The sequence below is a fragment of the Poseidonibacter lekithochrous genome, assembly GCF_013283835.1.
Classification (GTDB): Bacteria; Campylobacterota; Campylobacteria; order Campylobacterales; family Arcobacteraceae; genus Poseidonibacter; species Poseidonibacter lekithochrous.
Window position 1 is genome coordinate 2308097 of the sequence record NZ_CP054052.1, and the last position, 17409, is coordinate 2325505.

Below are 17409 nucleotides of genomic sequence, written 5' to 3' on the forward strand. Positions count from 1 at the left end.
AGGAGTTTTACTCCTGTGTTAAAATACCTTTTAGTAGATAAGATAAAACTCCACCATTTTTATAATACATAATCTCTTCATTAGAATCAAGTGTTGATTGAAGAGTAATTGTAATTATTTCACTTTCTCTTTTTATCTCTAAATTTATTTTTGAATTAGTAATAATCATATTTGAACGAATTGAAATAATTTCATTTCCTTTTAGACTTAAAGTATTAATATCATCATCTATAAACTCTAAAGGTAATATTCCCATTTTGATTAAATTTAATTTATGAATAGGATCAAAAGATTTAGCAATAACAGCATTAACACCTAAAAGTTTAGTTCCTTTTGCAGCCCAATCTCTTGATTGTCCAACTCCATAATTTTGCCCAGCGAATAACACTAAATTTTTATTTTCAGATTTCATATTTTGGGCAAATTCAAAAATTGATAGCAGTTCCCCTGTTTCAAAATCTTTAGTATAACCACCCTCTTTAGGTAAAACCATTTTATTACGTAATTTTATATTAGATAAAGTTCCTCGCTCAATAATTTCTGCATTACCTCGTCTATTAGCAAAAGTGTTAAACTCATCTGGTTTTAAACCTTTTGATTCTAAATAAACAGCAGCAGGTGAGTAAGAAGGAATTTGTCCAAGTGGAGATAAATGTTCTGTAGAAATAGAGTCATCTAATATTGCTAATATTTTTGCATTTTCAATATTAATAGATGTAATTTCATCTTTAACAGTAAATTTTGAACCTTGTATATAAGTAGACTCTTCATCCCATTCATAAGTACTTGATTTTTTATATTCAATATTTTGCCAGTATTCATTACCCTCAAAAATATTCTTATATAGTTCTGCATAAACAGAAGAATCTAATTCTTCTAATTGATCATTTACCTCAACAATACTTGGCCAGATATCACTTAAATATATATCTGCCCAAATAGCCTCTTTTGTAATATCAATATTCATATTACCTCGTAAAGAGTAAGCAATAATTAAAGCAGGTGACAATATCCAATTAGATTTAATTTGTTTATAGTTTATTGAAGAGAAATCATCCTTTCCAAAATTTAAAGAAGAAACATTTAGATTAAATTTTTCTATATCTAAAGATACTCTTTCTACCAATTCATCTTGTATATTATTCTCAAAATTAATTTGAAAACCTAATTTTTCAAAATACTGTAATAAATCTAATTTTTCTAAATACATTTTGTGAAATGTTGATTGAATGTATAATACTTTTTTTATATTAGAATTAATACTCATACCTAATGCAATAGCCTTTTTAGCTATTAATCCTGCTTGTACTAATAAACTTAGGTCTGAATTATTTATATTAAAAGAAATAGAAGATAAAACAATATCATTATCTTTTACAAAATTTCCATTTTTAAAAGAGTCTAATTTGGAAGGGATATTACAAATAGAAGTTTTATCTTCAACTCTTTTAGGCCCTGAAATAATTGGTCTAACTTTTGATAAATCAAAAGAGACATTTTCATCGTAAACTAATTCATAAGAAGAGTTATAAATACACTGTTTTTCATAATATGTTTTAATTAAACTTGCATCAACCCCTCTAGTTTTTTCAACAAAAGAGATGGTATTTTCATCAATTATAAAATATGCACATCTAGCATTATTATCTTTACTTATTTGTGATAAAATAACTCTATCTTCTATAGATATATTTCGTAAAGCATCCCCATAAAACTCAATAAACTTATTTTTTAAATCTAAGTCTTTTAGTAAATTATTAAGAGCTAATGAAACATCATTTATACTAACACCTTGAACAAGAGAACCACTTATATTTATACCTACAACTTCTGGTAAATTAAAAGTAAGGTTTGAGCCTAAAATTGTAGATTCTACCTCTATATTACCAACTTTAAAACCTATTATTCCCAAAGCATTAATCATACTTGAGTGAGAATCCGTTCCTACTATTGATTCAGGGAAAAGATATATCTTATTATCAATATTTTTTGCACTAATCATTGTAGATAAGTACTCTAAATTCACTTGATTAAAGTTAGTAGAATTAGGAGGAATTACACTAATATTTTTAAAATTATTCTCAGCCCACTTAACAAATTTATATCTTTGAGCATTTCGATTTAACTCTTTTTCTGAGCTATCAAAAGAGTTATCAATAACTAAATCAAGCATTAATTGAGGGTTTATTTTTTCAACATCTTCATTACTATTTTTTGCCCATTCTCTCATTGAAGCTAAATCAACAAGTGCAGGAATTCCACTAAAGTCTTTCATTATTACTCTAGATGTATAAAAGTCTATTTGTCTATAATTATTTCTTGAAATAAAGGTATCAATAATAGTATTAAATTCAGAATCTCTTGCATTTCTAAGATTAGATTCTAGTAGTAGTTTTAAAGTAATAGGAAGTTTTTTTAAAGCAGGATAGGTATCAAAAACTTTATTTAAATCGTAATAAAAGTAAGTATGCCCTACAAACTCGAAATTATTTATAAATTTATTCAAACTATATTCCTTTTATTACTTATTATAAATAATAAAATAGCAAAAGTTTGGTTAATAAATTATTATTTAGCTTATAAATAAATAGTAAGTTAATATAGCGATTATTATTAAAGCAAAAGCAATAGGAATCAAATAAATATTAACATTTTCGTCTTTTTCATAAAACATTGATTCGACTTCTTCTTTTATATCATCATCATACTTAACTATATACTCATAATCACTAGATGTTCCATATGAAAAATAAAGAAAAGATTTATCATCTTTAGAAACTTTAAATACTTCAGTTAGACATAAATTACCTTCATCTTTATCAGTAAATTTAAGTTCACTTACCCAAGAGTTTTCTTTTAGTTTTTTTAAAAAATATCTTTTTTCTTTATGTTTTTCTTTATGATAACTATCAAAGGTATATTCATTATCAAACTTATGATTTATATATTTATTATTTAAATACTTAGCAGCTTTATTCAAGAATTTTTCTAAGGAGTTCTTATCCTTTTCATCAAGAAGCAGATATTCTTCTTCTTGTATTACAAGATCATTATCTATACCAATTCCATGAAATAATACATTACAAAGATGATCAATTTCAGGTCTTACATCATCTTCTGAAAAATTGATACATATATGAGGTTCAGCTTTTATAGTAACTCTTGTACCTTCATTGTTTTTATCATTTACAATTCGATTATTATAGAAAAAGTTTTTATCCAAAGCCAAGTATATTTCACTTTGAAACTCATCATCTAAAATCTTTGATTTAAATTCCAACTTCTTCATAAAAAACCTTTTTATCTAAATAGATTATATAAATACAAACAAAGCACAATAAAAACTATCTCTATTAATAAATCAATTATTAATAGTTTATTTTCATTTATTCGAGTAGGAACTGCAAAGATTCTTTTTAATCCTTTTATATTTTGTTCTTCTAAATGAATTTTTTCATTTACTTCATAACCTCTTGAATTAAGTTTTGAAGTAATAGATAATATAATCCAAAGAAAAACAATCATCAAAAATACAGGCCATGTTGCATTTAGATAGCCAATTAAAAAAGCTCCAAATATTGAACATATATAAAATAGTATTATTGTTTTATAAAAAAATTTATAGTTTCTACGCATATAAAAAAATAGTGAATAACAAGTAAGTATTAATGTACCTGTAACACCAATAGTATAATATGTAGCATAGTCAACTATTTTAAAAATAATAATTATTAAAGGTATCATTAATAATAAGGCAAGATACCAAGAAACCTCTTTATTTAGAATCACATTAAAGCCTATATAAATTATGTCTTTACATTATATTTGTTTTTTTATTAAAAAATAATACAAAATAAATTTTTAAACTATTATATTTATACTTTAACCAAAAAACCTAAGCTAAAAGCTTAGTTTTTGTATATAATTTAATATATTTATTTATCTGATTTTAGAGATTTTATAAATAAAATTATTGAAGATAAAAAAGAATAAATCTTTTTTGGTTTTTTCTTTGTAAGATATAAAACAATATCTTCATGACCAAATAAAGAAGCAAAAGTTACAGGAGTAGCTCCTAAGCCATTATCTTCATATTTATTTGCACCATTCTCAACTAATAATTTTACAATATTCAAATATCCTTTAAAACAAACACCAGCTAAGGGTGTCTGTCCTCTATCATTTTTTTTATCTACTAAGGCACCATTTTTTATTAAAAAAGAGACCATTTCTTCTTGTCGATGATAAGAAGCCAACATTATTAAGCTATTACCTTTATTATCAGATAAATCAATACTCAATCCAGCTTCTATCATTCGTGATAATTCAATTACATTCCCAACTCTTGCAAAATCAAGTGCCATTAATTGTAATTGCTCATATCTTTTCTCTTCATCTTGTGTAATTGAAATCATAATTTATCCTTTACTTATCTAAAGCTTTTTTAACTCCATTTGAATAATCAACAGATACTTTCTCAAAATGAGCTAATTGTCTTTGAATAATTTCACTTGGAACTCCGTGCATTGATTCTGCAATATTGTTGAACAACTGTTCTTTTTGATATTCGCTCATTAAATTAAATAAATCTCTTACTTGTGAATAGTTATCATTGTTTATATTATGATCATATCTATTGGCATTCCCACTTATTTCTAAACTTGGTTCAGAATAAGAAGCATCTTGTACTGCACCATCAAAACTATTTGGCTCATAATAAGCATTTGTAACTTCTTTTTCTTCATAATTCATAGATCCAGCTGTATGATATGTATTTACTTCTACAATTGGTCTATTAACAGGTAATGATTCATAGTGAGTCCCTACTCTATATCTATGTGCATCAGGATAAGATAGAATTCTTGCTTGTAACATCTTATCAGGTGAAAAAGAAATACCAGGAACAATATTTGATGGAGAAAATGACGATTGTTCAATCTCATTAAAATAGTTCTTTGGATTTTCATTTAGTGTCATAACCCCAACATCTATCATTGGATAATCACTATGAGGCCATACCTTTGTTAAATCAAAAGGATTAAAAGAAGCATTATTTGCTTGGCTTTCATTCATGATTTGGATTTGAAAATCCCATTGTGGGTAGTTTTTGTTTTCAATATTTTCAAATAAATCTCTTTGATTACTCTCTCTATCACTAGCAATTACTTTTGAGGCTGCTTCATTAGTCAAAGTTTTTATACCTTGTTTTGTTTTGAAATGGAATTTAACCCAAAATCTTTCATTTTCATTATTGATTAAACTATAAGTATGTGAACCATAACCATTTATATGTCTATAACTTTTAGGAATTCCTCTATCAGACATTAAAATAGTAACTTGATGTAAAGACTCTGGACTTAAAGACCAAAAATCCCAAGCAGCTGTATTTGATCTTAAATTACTTTGAGGGTGTCTTTTTTGAGTATGAATAAAATCAGGGAATTTTTGAGGATCTCGAACAAAAAATACAGGAGTGTTATTTCCAACTAAATCCCAATTTCCTTCTTTTGTATAAAACTTCAAGGCAAAACCTCGCACATCTCGTTCAGCATCTGCAGCACCTGATTCTCCTGCTACTGTTGAGAATCTAAGTAAAAGTCGAGTCTTTTCACCTTTTTGTAAAACATTAGCTTTTGTAAAAGCAGAAATATCATGAGTTATTTCTAATTCTCCAAAAGCACCACTTCCTTTAGCATGTACAACTCTCTCAGGTATACGTTCTCTATTTTGATGAGCAAGTTTTTCAATTAATTGATAATCTTGCATTAAAACAGGACCTCTCTCCCCTGCTGTTATTGAGTTTTGGTTATCACTTATTGGATTACCAGCTGTTGTAGTCATAGTTTTTTTCATTCTTTTTTCCTTTGGATAATTTTTTTCCTTAAATAAAGTTTATTATAGATAAACTTAGTTAGTACTTAAAATTATCCTAGGAAAATAATTATCCTTTAATATTTCATAGATTATTGATTTTTTTAATCAACTATTACCTAATCTATCCTATAATAGACGCTTCAAAAATTAAAGGCAGAGATAAAGATGCAAGATACTATTAAAATATTTAATGCTAAAGAAAACAATTTAAAAAATATTAATTTAGAAATACCAAAAAACAAGCTTATTGTTTTTACTGGACTTTCAGGTTCTGGTAAATCAACATTAGCTTTTGATACACTTTATGCGGAAGGTCAAAGACGATATATTGAGTCATTATCGGCTTATGCTAGACAGTTCTTAGATAAAGTAGGGAAACCAGATGTTGAAAGAATTGAAGGACTAACACCTGCAATTGCAATTGATCAGAAAACAACATCTAAAAATCCAAGATCAACAGTAGGAACAATCACAGAAGTTTATGATTATTTTAGACTTTTATATGCAAGAGTTGGAAAACAACATTGTCATCAATGTGGAGATCCAATTTCACAAATGAGTGCTTCTGATATTATTGATCAAGTACTAAAACTTCCTGAAAACTCTAAGATAGTAATTACTGCACCTCTTATTAATAGGAAAAAAGGTACTTTTGCTGATTTACTAGAATCTCTAAGAGGAAAAGGTTATGTAAGAGCCATGATTGATGGAGTTATGGCTAGACTTGATGAAGAAATTGAGCTTGAAAAAAATAAAATGCATACAATCAAAGTTGTAATTGATAGGGTTGTAGTAAAAGCTGAAAGTAAAGAAAGAATTGCACAAGATGTTGAAAAAGGTCTAAAAGAGAGTTTTGGGGAACTTGAAATAGAAGTTCTAAATCACGAAGCTGTAGGAGTTGAAAAACATATTCATTACTCTGAACATATGGCATGTTTTAATTGTAAAATCTCTTTTGAACCTTTAGAGCCTTTATCATTCTCATTTAACTCACCAAAAGGTGCTTGTTCATCTTGTGATGGTTTAGGTATTAGATACGCATTAGATATGAAAAAAGTAGTAAATGATGAACTACCTTTAGAAGATGGAGCTATTAGAATTATCTATGGTTTCAATAAAGGTTTCTATTTTAAAATGTTAATTGCTTATTGTGAAGCTGCCGAAATTGACGTTACTATTCCATTTAAAGAACTTCCAGAACACCAAAGAAAAGCTGTATTACATGGTGGAATTGAAGAAGCTAAATTTGAATGGAAAAGACATAAACTTACTAGAAAATGGGAAGGAATTGTTAAATTAGCTTATGACATGATCAAAGATGAAAAAGACATGGCTGAGTTTATGACAGAGAAAACTTGTGATTCTTGTAATGGTAATAGATTAAAACCCTCTTCTCAAAGTGTATTCGTTGCAGGAAAAACTATTAGTGAAGTTATCAATAAACCAATTGAAGATGCTCATGCCTTTTTCCAAGATGAGAAAAACTTTGAATATTTTAGTGAAAAATATCAAATGATTTCAGCTCCAATTTTAAAAGAGATTAAAGAGAGAATATTCTTCTTAAATGATGTAGGACTTGGTTATATTACTTTAGGTAGAGATGCTAGAACAATTTCAGGTGGAGAAGCTCAAAGAATTAGAGTTGCATCACAAATTGGTTCAGGTCTTACGGGTGTTATGTACGTACTTGATGAACCTTCAATTGGTTTACATGAAAGAGATACATCTAAACTTATTAAAACACTTAAAGCCTTACAAGAAAAAGGTAATACTGTAATTGTAGTTGAACATGATAAAGAGACTATTGAAGCTGCTGATTATATTGTAGATATTGGTCCAAATGCTGGTAAATATGGTGGAGAAGTTGTATTCAATGGAACACTTAAACAAATGAATAAAGCCAAGACTTTAACAGCTCAATATATGACTGGTAAGAAAAAGATTGATTACCAATACAATAGACCTCAAGAAGAGTTTATTGAAATTAAAAATGTAACTATTAATAATATTAAAGACTTAGATGTAAAAATTCCTCTTAAAAACCTTTGTGCAATTACAGGAGTTTCAGGTTCTGGTAAATCATCTTTAATTTTACAAACTTTATTACCAGTTGCAAAAGAGTTATTAAACCATGCAAGAAAAGTAAAAAAAGTTGATGGTGTAGAAATCGAAGGTTTAGACGTACTTGATAAAGTAATTTACTTAGACCAATCACCTATTGGAAGAACTCCAAGATCTAACCCTGCAACATATACAGGATTAATGGATGAACTAAGAGGTCTGTTTGCTAAAACAAAAGAAGCAGAAATCAGAGGTTATAAAATTGGTAGATTCTCATTTAACGTAAAAGGCGGTAGATGTGAAAAATGTCAAGGAGAAGGTGAAATCAAAATTGAGATGCACTTCTTACCAGATATTATGGTTAAATGTGACGACTGTTTAGGTCAAAGATATAACACACAAACTTTAGAGATTTACTACAAAGGTAAAAATATATCTGATGTATTAAATATGAGTGTAGATGAAGCATTAGAATTCTTTATAAAAGTACCAAAAATTCATGCCAAACTAAAAACACTTTCTGATGTTGGTTTAGGTTATATTACTCTTGGTCAAAATGCAGTAACACTATCAGGTGGAGAAGCTCAGAGAATTAAACTATCTAAAGAGTTAAGTAAAAAAGATACTGGAAATACTCTTTATGTATTAGATGAACCAACAACTGGGCTTCACTTTGCTGATGTTGATAGACTTACAAAAGTATTACATCACTTAGTTGATTTAGGAAATTCAGTATTAGTAATTGAACATAATCTTGATGTAGTTAAAAACTCAGACTGGGTAATTGATATGGGTCCTGAAGGTGGAAATAAAGGTGGGTTATTAGTTGATGAAGGTACACCAAAACACTTAGCAGCAAATCATAAAAAATCTGGTTCTTACACTGGATACTATTTAGATAAAGAGTTCCAAAACTAATGAAAATAGATTATTCAATATTCAATCAAGAAACAGCAATAGATAGATTTATCTTTGCTGTAGAAAATAAATATTATGTGGAAGCACATGAATTACTAGAAGATGATTGGAATGAATTTAAAAGACAAGGTCAAAGAGAAAAAGCTTTAGTTCTAAAAGGTTTAATTAATGGAGCAACAGCTCTTGCTTTATATCATATAAAGAAAAAACCTCATGGACACAAAAAAGTTTGGCCTGCTTTTGAAAAGTACATTCCCCTACTTGATGAAGTAGAGTTAGATCAAAAAGAGAAATTCTACAAAGCCAAAGAATTATTAATAGAACTAAATAACAAATTGATTACAGAGTAAACAAGCATAAAATTTAAATAACTAAAAAAATGATATAATTATTAGTAATAACTTAAAAAGGTTTTACTAATGATTATAAAAAAAATTCTTTTAATTACACTATTTATCTTTTCTTATTTAAATGCAGATATAAATCTTACAGCAAAAGAAGAAGCCTTTCTTCGAAATACAAACATTAATGCCATAAGTACAGCAACTTGGGCACCTCTAAATATGTATAATGACAAAAAACAATTATCAGGAATCTGTATAGATTTTTGGGAACTGCTGAAGAAAAAAGCCAATATAAAATCACAAACAATTATTGCAAAAGATTGGCATACTGTTTTATCAAATATTGAAAATAAAAGTGCTGACATTACTTTTGGTACCTCTTTTGATTCAAAAAAACTATCTTATGCAAATTTCACTACTTCATATATCTCTTTTCCAATTGCTTTTGCAACTTTACATGATGAAAGATTTATTCCTAATGCTAGTTACTTAGAAGGTAAAACCGTAGCAGTTGGAGAAAACTATAGTTCTCATATAATTATGAAAAAGAACTTCCCTAAAATAAACTTTGTACCAGTTAAAAATACAGAAGAAGCACTAAAACTATTAAGTGCCGAAAAAGTGGATGCAGTAATAGATATATTACCTGTAATTGCTCATTTGATTTCCCATAAAGGCTATTATAATTTAAAAATCTCGGGAACAAGTAAATATGAGGTAAGTATGACATTTATGATAAGAAAAGATTACAAAGAATTAAAAAGTATTTTAGATAAATATATTATACAAATTACATCAATGGAAAAAGAAGCCATTATCAAAGAGTGGTTAACTGTAAAATTTGATAAAAGAATTATTGATTATAAATATATATTTCAAGCTTTAATACTTATTTTTATAATAGTTCTTTTTTATACCTTCAAAAAAATGGATTTAAAAAAATATAATGAAAAAATAGAAAAACTATCAAAAATTGATTCTTTAACAAATCTAAATAATAGACAAGCAATTGATTCAAAACTTACAAAACTAAAAGGAAAAAGGTTTTCTTTAGTTTTAATAGATATTGATCACTTTAAAGAAATCAATGATATTTATGGACATAAAAGTGGAGATGAAGTTTTAATAGAGTTTGCAAATATTCTAAAAATAAATCTAAAAAAGAATCAAGATATTGGAAGATGGGGAGGAGAAGAATTTTTATTAATATATGAAGGTCAAACAGAATCACAAGCTGCTATTATTGCCAATGATTTAAAATATATAATTGAAAACCATGATTTTAAAATAAGAAAAGTTACTGCTTCTTTTGGTATTAGTGAAGCTAATAAAGATAGTGATATAAAAAATGTATTAGCAAATGCAGATAATGCTTTGTATAAAGCTAAGGAGAGAGGAAGAAATCAAGTAATAATTTCTTCTAACTTGATTTCCTAAGAAGCACTATTTAAATTCATTAGGTATGATTTTAACTTCATCATATCTTCTGTAGGATACTGGTTTTCAGAACTTCCTCTTTGAGCTCTTACAAAAAAATCTTGAGATGAATTGTTAAACCCAAAATTTGTATTAGTAAGTGTTAATTCATAAGTGTTTGCAGAACTATTTAATTCTGCTTTTTTAACTTCAGAACTTTTGTCAGCTTTTAAAAACTCTTCTTGCTGAACTTCTTGTAATTGATTTCGTTCACTAAGTTTTGAAGTTTCACTAGATGAATGCACTTGTTCTACTTCTATAGCTTTAGCGTCAATATATTGATCAAGCTTAGGTATTAGTCCAAATTCCATTACATCCTCCTTCAAATGAAACTTTATAATAATATTATACACGATTTCTATTGTTTTTGTCAAAATGTTAAGTTTATTTTGCTATTATTAGTTACTATTTATTTATTCAAAGGAGTCTTTATTGGAAGATAATTCCCAGAGGTGCAATTTTATTACGAGTGAGCACAAATGGAAATCTTAGTCTTACTATTTTTCGCTGTTGTAGGAGTTTCATTCCTATGTTCTATTTTAGAATCTATCTTACTATCTACTAATGTATCGTATATTGCTGTCCTTGAGAAGAAAAACCCAACTGCTGGTAAACTTCTTAAAAAACTAAAAGGTGATATTGATATCTCTATAGCATCTATTCTTATTTTAAACACTATTGCAAATACACTTGGAGCAACTGCCATTGGGGTACAAGCACAAAATGTATTCGGTGGTGATAAAACACTTGTTATGATTACTTCAATTGTTTTAACTTTTTTGATTTTATTTTTTGCCGAAATTATTCCTAAAACAATCGGTGCAGTTTACTGGAAGCAACTAGCTCCAATTGCAGGAAGAATTATCAAAATATTTATTTTCATTACATACCCTCTTATTATAATCACACAATTTGTGACTAAAAAAATTGGTTCAGATAATAATGATTCAATATCAAGAGAAGAGTTAATTCACTCTACTTTATTAAGTGAAGAAGAAGGAATTATTGGAGATTTAGAATCAGATATTATAGAAAATACTTTAACTCTGAATAATATGAAAATCAAGGATATTTTAACTCCTAGATCTGTTGTTTACGCTATTGACAAAAGAAATTCAATAAAAGATATTATTGAAGACAAAAGAACTTTTAAATTCTCAAGAGTTCCTATTTATGATGGAAGCATTGACAATATTGTTGGTTTAGTTTTAACAAAAAAACTATTCAAACAAGCACTTATTGACAAAGACGTTACAATAGAATCTATTATGAAACCAGTTATTTCATTAAATGAAAATATTCCTGTATCAAAAGCATTAAATATGTTTATTCAAAAGAAAGAACACATGTTTATAGTGGCTGATTCATATGATCAAACAGAAGGTATTGTTACATTAGAAGATTGTATTGAAACACTTCTTGGATTAGAAATCATGGATGAATCCGATACAACTCCGGATATGAGAAGACTTGCTTTAAATAAAATGAAAGCAAAAAGAAAAGAAAAGGAGAGAGAAAGTAAATGAGTTTTAAAAACACGATAATTAGTATTTTTGTAGTATTTGTACTAGCGTTAATGATTGCAGATGGTGAACCTGAGCCAATGGCACACTGGTCTTATGAAGGTGAAGAGGGTCCAAAAAACTGGTCTGAACTTGATGAGAGATATTCTATGTGTATTGAAGGGTCAAATCAATCACCAATTAATATCACTAATACAATCGAAGCAAAACTTTTACCTTTAGAATTAGAAGATAATTCAAAGGGAACTACTTTTATTAATAATGGACATACTGTACAAGTAAACTTTGCAGGTGGAAGTACATTAACACTAGATGGTAAAACATATAGTTTAAAACAAGCTCATTTCCATACACCAAGTGAAAATATAATTGAAGGTAAATCTTACCCAATGGAAGCACATTTAGTTCATGCAAGTGGATCAAGTTTAGCAGTAATTGGTGTAATGTTTGAAGTTTCAAATGATAACACTGTATTAAATAAAATCTTAAGAAATTTACCTGAAAATGAAGGTGATTCAAATGAACTTAAATCACTTGTTTCTGGATATGAATTATTACCTGAAATCAAAGATTACTACAGATTTAATGGTTCTTTAACTACTCCACCTTGTTCTGAAGGTGTTAAATGGGTTGTGTTAAAAACTCCTGTACAAATATCTGAAAGTCAATTAAAAGACTTTACTTCTGTTATGCCTGAAAATAACAGACCAGTTCAAGAAATTAACGCAAGAACTATCTTACACTAATTTCTTAAAACAGCTACGTATAAAAGAGAGTGTCATTTGACATTCTCTTTTTTTTTATATAAACTTCATAAAAATATTTTAAAGAGACCTAATGAAAAATTTAAATGAGTTTATACAAGATTTCCAAAGTTTAACACTAAGCACAAATGACAAACAAAACAATCCTTTTTCTTCTTATGCACCTTTTGTAAAAGATAATAATCATTACTATGTATTTATTTCCGATATGGCAAAACATACTCATAATCTAAGAGAAAATAAAAACTGTAGTCTTTTCTTTATTGAAGATGAGAAAGAGTGTTCAAATATATTTGCAAGAAAAAGAGCAATGATACAATGTGAAAGTATTGAGTTTGAAAAAGAGACAAATGAAGAATCAAATATTTTAGAATTATTTGAAAATAAATTTGATAAAAAAATGGTAGATATGTTAAAAGCAATGAAAGACTTTCATATCTTTCAATTTAAGCCATTTTATGGTGAAGCAACGTTTGGCTTTGGTAAAGCATATAATCTTGGAGGAGAAGGCTTTAGTGACTTCGTTGAGAGAGAAAACACTGGTTCTGGACATGGTCATAAATAAAAGTAGTTAAATACTACTTTTATTTAATAATCTCTTCTCATTTTCTACTTTTAATATTAGAATTCCAACTAATATAAATACAATATTCTTAACTATATATTGTCCTACAATTGTAAAAGCATAAGGTGCTTTTGTAAAACTAAGTTCTGGAAAAATAAATAGAGGTAAGAAAGTCAAAACCATATGAATTAAAAATAGTATAGTAATATATCGTGTATATACTCCAAGAATAAAACCAATTCCAACAAGAACTTCCCATAAAGCTAATAATTTAATTGAAATTTCTGATGATATTAATCCATTAAACATCCAATTAATTGTATTAATTGCTAAATCTTCTGCAGGACTTAACTCTGGGAAAAACTTCAACATTCCGTACCATAAGAATATTATTCCCAAAGAAATTCTCAATAAGCTTATTATATTTTTCAAAACAACTCCAGTCTATTAATTTTGATAATTATAATCAAATAAGAATAAAACTTTTATATAAATAAACTCTTTTTTCTTGCTAATTTATGAATAGGAGTTAATACAATATTTAATTATTTAGCCTTTAATAACTATCTTAAACTTATCAATTAAAAACTCAATTTTTAAATCGTAAGCTAAGCTTAGCGCACTATTTCCTAAGTCATCTTCATGGTTAATTAAAGCCCCATTATTAATAAGATAATCAATACTTTGCAACTTATTATATAAAACTGCATAGATTAATGGTGTTGATTTTACACTGTCAAACTCATTAATATCTAAACCACAATTTTTCAAACACTTAATCATTTTTACATCATTTTTGTAAACCGCATAATTTATCGCAGATAAACTATCTGTTACATTTCTATTAATACCAAGTTCAATTAGTTTTCTAATAACTTTAAACTTACGATTATATATCGCCCAAAAAAGTGCATTTCTTCCATTATCATCTCTTACATTCAAATTTAGTCCAAGAGATAGTAATTGCTCTATTTTGTCATCTAAACCTAAAGATACTGCTTCAAATAATAAATTCCAACCACTTTTATTTGAATGATTAATATCTGCACCATTTAACAGTAATAGTTCAAAAGTACTTTTATTATCTAAGTTAAAAAATAATTCACTTGATAGTATTTCACTAAAAGACCTATTAATTATAATATTATTTGACATTTCTTCTCCCTCAATATTTAATATTGATAATTGTTATCATAATAAAGTTATTCTTAATTGTTGGTTAAGTGAGTAAAGCAGACTAGAAAATCTAATCTACTTTTTTACTAGAAGGTGTAAATATTCTTCCATCTCCTGATATTAAAATGGCTAAGCCTTTAGTATTTTCAAATTGTGAAAGTATAATTAAAAGAATCATCATTAAAGGAACAGATAAAAACATTCCAATTGTTCCCCACATAGCACCCCAAATTACTAATGATAAAATTACAACAAATTGAGATATATTTAATTTATTTCCCATAAGCCTTGGATAAAGTATATTTCCAATTACAAACTGGATTAAAGCAAGTGTAGATAATAAGAATACTACTTGAGTTAAATCTGTAAATTGAACTAGTGCAAAAGCTACTGGTACTAAAACAGCTATTATACTTCCAATAGTAGGAATAAAGTTTAATATAAAAGCAATAAATCCCCAAAGAATTGCACCTTGTAATCCAAACATTTCACAAATTATATATGTTAAAAATCCTGTAAACATACTAATGATTGTTGTAATAGATAAATACATTCTAATTGTATGAGAAATTGAAGATAATACTTCTTTTGCTTTTGATCTTGTATCATAGTTTTTAAATAAAGCATTGATTTTTGCATTAAAGAATCTTTGATCAATTAACAAAAAAAGTACATAAAGTAGAATTTGCATAATATTACTAACAATTGAGCTAAAAGCTGAAATCACTTTATTAATTAAAGAAGCAATACTAAACTGTTCAAACAACTTCTCTAAACGTATTGCTATATCAAAACCAGTTTTATTTGATAACTGTTCTATTAATACATTAAATTTATCATCTAATTGTGCAATAGTAGAACTAAGCTCAACCATTGATGAAGCAATAAAACTACCAATTTGAAGCATTGACACTACAATTACTATTAAAGATAAAGGAATAGCTATTAAATCCCCTATTTTAGAATCTAAATAAGGCAATTTTTTAATTTGATTTGCCAATGCATTAATTAAAAACCAAATTAAAATTGCTATTGCTATTGGAGTTAATATATTGTTTAGTGTAGAAAGTGAATAAACCATAATGAACATAAATGCAAGGAAATAAAATGCTGATGCAAAGTTTGTATTATAAAGTCTAGGTTGGGAGTTATCGTTTGTTACTATATTTTGTTTTAAGTGATCCAAGTGTTTACCTTTTAAATTATTATGATAATAATATCAGATAATATATTTAAAAGACTAAAGTTTGTTATTTTCTAAGAATTTTGTATCTACATGTTTTTCTAAATCTGTTTTTAACATCTCTTCAATTTTTTTATCAATTAAATCAAATGTTTTAGATTCAGTATTAGTAGTAATAATTGGTTTTTCTCTGTTAAAGATTTTTTGAGCTTCTTCATAACCTCTTTTTAAACCTCTTTTTGTTTCTTCTAAAGCATCTACATCATTACCAGTAATTTTTTCTACATACTTAGCAATTCTTTTTGCAGTTTCATCTTCAGCAAAAAAAGAGTCTTTTTTTAATAAATCTTTAGCTTCTTTTTTATCAAGTTTTGATAACTCTTTACCTTCATAACCTATTGATTCTAAAGTTAAATCATCACCGAATTTTTTACCTTCAAAAAAACCTGAATAATCTGAATTTCCATTTGCAATATGAGATACTACATGTTGAGCATTTGCATTTGCTTGTGAAAATTGAGCAGTTTTTTTATTTAGAAAGTTTTGGATATTGTCATTTGAGATATGTAAACTAACTGCTGAAAAGTTAAGTTTTGTCTCTTCTGTTTTTTCAACTAATTGTGTTTTATCTAAGTCATTAGATGTTTCACTTGGTTGATTTGTAGTGACATTGTTAAGATATAGATTATTTTGCTCTATAACCAAATTCATTATGTATCCTTTAATATATACTTATTATACTTTTACAATTCTTATTTTTTTCTTAAAGTGAAACATTTTGTATAAGAGTAGCCATTAAATGGTAGTTTATAATAAATATCTAAAGATATATTATTTTCTGTTTTTTCCTAAAAAAGTATCGATTTCTTCTCTCATAGTATTCATATAACCTTTTGAACTTGTATATAAATAAAAGGCTGATTGAACCATAAAGAAATAGAAAGCATTTGTATATCCAATATATACAAAAATTATATCTGCAATAAAAAAACAAATAAAAGCATATCCTCTTACCACATGATTATGGCTAGATAAAATAAAACTTCCAAAAATTGCAATGGAAGCAGCAATTAAATCAATAATTAAAACAGTGAAATCAATATCTCCCATATTAGGAAGGATTTGTGAGATTAAAATAGAAATATATATTGTTAATGAAAAAGTCATTAGAACAACATCTCTTTTTCTATTCATTGTTAGTCGGTAAATACCTAAAATAGCAGTTACAAAGAAAAGTATCATTTGTATAATTACAGGAACTTTTCCGTTTAAAGTAAAGAATGTTAATAAAGCAAGGTTTGATATAAAGAAACTTACAAATCCCCAATATAAAGGTCTTGTATTCTCTTTTGTACTTAGTGATGTTAAGTACGCACCCATAATAGAAAAAATTGCACCAAGGGCTTCAAGTATTATCATTATTATCCAAACTTATTAAATTTATGCAATTATAGTGAATTTAACCAAATTTTCAATAAATATAATGTGTATTTAACTATAATTTCAAAAAATCAAAAAAGAAGTA

At 27.0% G+C, this 17409-nt stretch carries 17 protein-coding genes; 6 read left to right on the forward strand and 11 right to left on the reverse strand.

What is annotated here, in order from left to right:
• Positions 1-7: 7 nt before the first annotated feature.
• The 5 genes from acnA to ALEK_RS10950 all read right to left on the reverse strand — a co-directional run bounded on the left by acnA (position 8) and on the right by ALEK_RS10950 (position 5853).
• Positions 8-2506: an aconitate hydratase AcnA gene (gene acnA / locus ALEK_RS10930; protein ID WP_071625131.1), complete on the reverse strand. Its 2499-nt coding sequence runs from the start codon at positions 2504-2506 to the stop codon at positions 8-10.
• A 66-nt stretch (positions 2507-2572) separates the two neighbouring features.
• On the reverse strand, positions 2573-3289 hold the full coding sequence (locus tag ALEK_RS10935; RefSeq protein ID WP_071625130.1) for a hypothetical protein: 717 nt from the start codon (positions 3287-3289) through the stop codon (positions 2573-2575).
• Positions 3290-3300: 11 nt separating this feature from the next.
• Positions 3301-3789, reverse strand: a complete 489-nt coding sequence (locus ALEK_RS10940) for a hypothetical protein (RefSeq protein ID WP_071625129.1) — start codon at positions 3787-3789, stop codon at positions 3301-3303.
• 146 nt (positions 3790-3935) lie between these two features.
• On the reverse strand, positions 3936-4415 hold the full coding sequence (locus ALEK_RS10945) for an ankyrin repeat domain-containing protein (protein WP_071625128.1): 480 nt from the start codon (positions 4413-4415) through the stop codon (positions 3936-3938).
• Positions 4416-4425: 10 nt separating this feature from the next.
• Positions 4426-5853, reverse strand: coding sequence for a catalase (locus tag ALEK_RS10950; RefSeq protein WP_071625127.1), 1428 nt, complete (start codon positions 5851-5853; stop codon positions 4426-4428).
• A gap of 186 nt (positions 5854-6039) precedes the next feature.
• Here ALEK_RS10950 and uvrA point away from each other — a divergent pair, with 186 nt between their 5' ends.
• From uvrA to ALEK_RS10965, 3 genes are all read left to right on the forward strand, one after another.
• Positions 6040-8853, forward strand: a complete 2814-nt coding sequence (uvrA, locus tag ALEK_RS10955; RefSeq protein ID WP_071625126.1) for an excinuclease ABC subunit UvrA — start codon at positions 6040-6042, stop codon at positions 8851-8853.
• Positions 8853-9203: a DUF309 domain-containing protein gene (locus ALEK_RS10960; protein WP_071625125.1), complete on the forward strand. Its 351-nt coding sequence runs from the start codon at positions 8853-8855 to the stop codon at positions 9201-9203. Before uvrA ends, ALEK_RS10960 begins: the two co-directional genes overlap by 1 nt.
• Before the next feature lie 69 nt (positions 9204-9272).
• Positions 9273-10634, forward strand: coding sequence for a transporter substrate-binding domain-containing diguanylate cyclase (locus tag ALEK_RS10965; RefSeq protein WP_071625124.1), 1362 nt, complete (start codon positions 9273-9275; stop codon positions 10632-10634).
• Here ALEK_RS10965 and ALEK_RS10970 read toward each other — a convergent pair.
• Complete coding sequence (locus ALEK_RS10970; RefSeq protein ID WP_071625123.1) at positions 10631-10984, reverse strand: hypothetical protein; 354 nt, start codon at positions 10982-10984, stop codon at positions 10631-10633. The genes ALEK_RS10965 and ALEK_RS10970 overlap by 4 nt on opposite strands.
• Before the next feature lie 168 nt (positions 10985-11152).
• Between ALEK_RS10970 and ALEK_RS10975 the strand changes: the two genes are divergently transcribed.
• The 3 genes from ALEK_RS10975 to ALEK_RS10985 all read left to right on the forward strand — a co-directional run bounded on the left by ALEK_RS10975 (position 11153) and on the right by ALEK_RS10985 (position 13525).
• Positions 11153-12199 (forward strand): CNNM domain-containing protein, encoded by a 1047-nt coding sequence (locus ALEK_RS10975; protein WP_071625122.1) that lies wholly within the window; start codon positions 11153-11155, stop codon positions 12197-12199.
• Positions 12196-12942: a carbonic anhydrase gene (locus ALEK_RS10980; RefSeq protein ID WP_071625121.1), complete on the forward strand. Its 747-nt coding sequence runs from the start codon at positions 12196-12198 to the stop codon at positions 12940-12942. Before ALEK_RS10975 ends, ALEK_RS10980 begins: the two co-directional genes overlap by 4 nt.
• 91 nt (positions 12943-13033) lie before the next feature.
• Positions 13034-13525 (forward strand): HugZ family pyridoxamine 5'-phosphate oxidase, encoded by a 492-nt coding sequence (locus ALEK_RS10985; RefSeq protein WP_071625120.1) that lies wholly within the window; start codon positions 13034-13036, stop codon positions 13523-13525.
• Positions 13526-13531: 6 nt separating this feature from the next.
• Here ALEK_RS10985 and ALEK_RS10990 read toward each other — a convergent pair whose 3' ends face one another.
• The 5 genes from ALEK_RS10990 to ALEK_RS11010 form a co-directional block, all read right to left on the reverse strand.
• Entirely contained in the window at positions 13532-13957 is a 426-nt protein-coding gene (locus ALEK_RS10990) for a DoxX family protein (RefSeq protein ID WP_071625119.1), read from the reverse strand.
• Between the two features lie 117 nt (positions 13958-14074).
• Positions 14075-14680, reverse strand: a complete 606-nt coding sequence (locus ALEK_RS10995; RefSeq protein ID WP_071625118.1) for an ankyrin repeat domain-containing protein — start codon at positions 14678-14680, stop codon at positions 14075-14077.
• Positions 14681-14771: 91 nt separating this feature from the next.
• Positions 14772-15887 carry an AI-2E family transporter gene (locus ALEK_RS11000; RefSeq protein ID WP_228146241.1) on the reverse strand — a complete coding sequence of 372 codons (1116 nt, stop codon included), beginning with the start codon at positions 15885-15887 and terminating at the stop codon, positions 14772-14774.
• Positions 15888-15941: 54 nt separating this feature from the next.
• Positions 15942-16595: a hypothetical protein gene (locus ALEK_RS11005; protein ID WP_071625117.1), complete on the reverse strand. Its 654-nt coding sequence runs from the start codon at positions 16593-16595 to the stop codon at positions 15942-15944.
• Between the two features lie 120 nt (positions 16596-16715).
• Positions 16716-17303, reverse strand: a complete 588-nt coding sequence (locus ALEK_RS11010) for a hypothetical protein (protein WP_071625116.1) — start codon at positions 17301-17303, stop codon at positions 16716-16718.
• Positions 17304-17409: the final 106 nt, after the last annotated feature.

What these genes read in the sequence shown, in the direction of transcription:
- ALEK_RS11010 (WP_071625116.1), bottom strand. Translation starts at nt 17,303, where the DNA reads ATGATAATACTTGAAGCCCTTGGTGCAATTTTTTCTATTATGGGTGCG.
- ALEK_RS10935 (WP_071625130.1), bottom strand. Translation starts at nt 3,289, where the DNA reads ATGAAGAAGTTGGAATTTAAATCAAAGATTTTAGATGATGAGTTTCAA.
- uvrA (WP_071625126.1), top strand. Translation starts at nt 6,040, where the DNA reads ATGCAAGATACTATTAAAATATTTAATGCTAAAGAAAACAATTTAAAA.
- ALEK_RS10945 (WP_071625128.1), bottom strand. Translation starts at nt 4,415, where the DNA reads ATGATTTCAATTACACAAGATGAAGAGAAAAGATATGAGCAATTACAA.
- ALEK_RS10985 (WP_071625120.1), top strand. Translation starts at nt 13,034, where the DNA reads ATGAAAAATTTAAATGAGTTTATACAAGATTTCCAAAGTTTAACACTA.
- ALEK_RS10975 (WP_071625122.1), top strand. Translation starts at nt 11,153, where the DNA reads ATGGAAATCTTAGTCTTACTATTTTTCGCTGTTGTAGGAGTTTCATTC.
- ALEK_RS10970 (WP_071625123.1), bottom strand. Translation starts at nt 10,984, where the DNA reads ATGGAATTTGGACTAATACCTAAGCTTGATCAATATATTGACGCTAAA.
- ALEK_RS10950 (WP_071625127.1), bottom strand. Translation starts at nt 5,853, where the DNA reads ATGAAAAAAACTATGACTACAACAGCTGGTAATCCAATAAGTGATAAC.
- ALEK_RS10980 (WP_071625121.1), top strand. Translation starts at nt 12,196, where the DNA reads ATGAGTTTTAAAAACACGATAATTAGTATTTTTGTAGTATTTGTACTA.
- ALEK_RS11005 (WP_071625117.1), bottom strand. Translation starts at nt 16,595, where the DNA reads ATGAATTTGGTTATAGAGCAAAATAATCTATATCTTAACAATGTCACT.
- ALEK_RS10995 (WP_071625118.1), bottom strand. Translation starts at nt 14,680, where the DNA reads ATGTCAAATAATATTATAATTAATAGGTCTTTTAGTGAAATACTATCA.
- ALEK_RS10960 (WP_071625125.1), top strand. Translation starts at nt 8,853, where the DNA reads ATGAAAATAGATTATTCAATATTCAATCAAGAAACAGCAATAGATAGA.
- ALEK_RS10965 (WP_071625124.1), top strand. Translation starts at nt 9,273, where the DNA reads ATGATTATAAAAAAAATTCTTTTAATTACACTATTTATCTTTTCTTAT.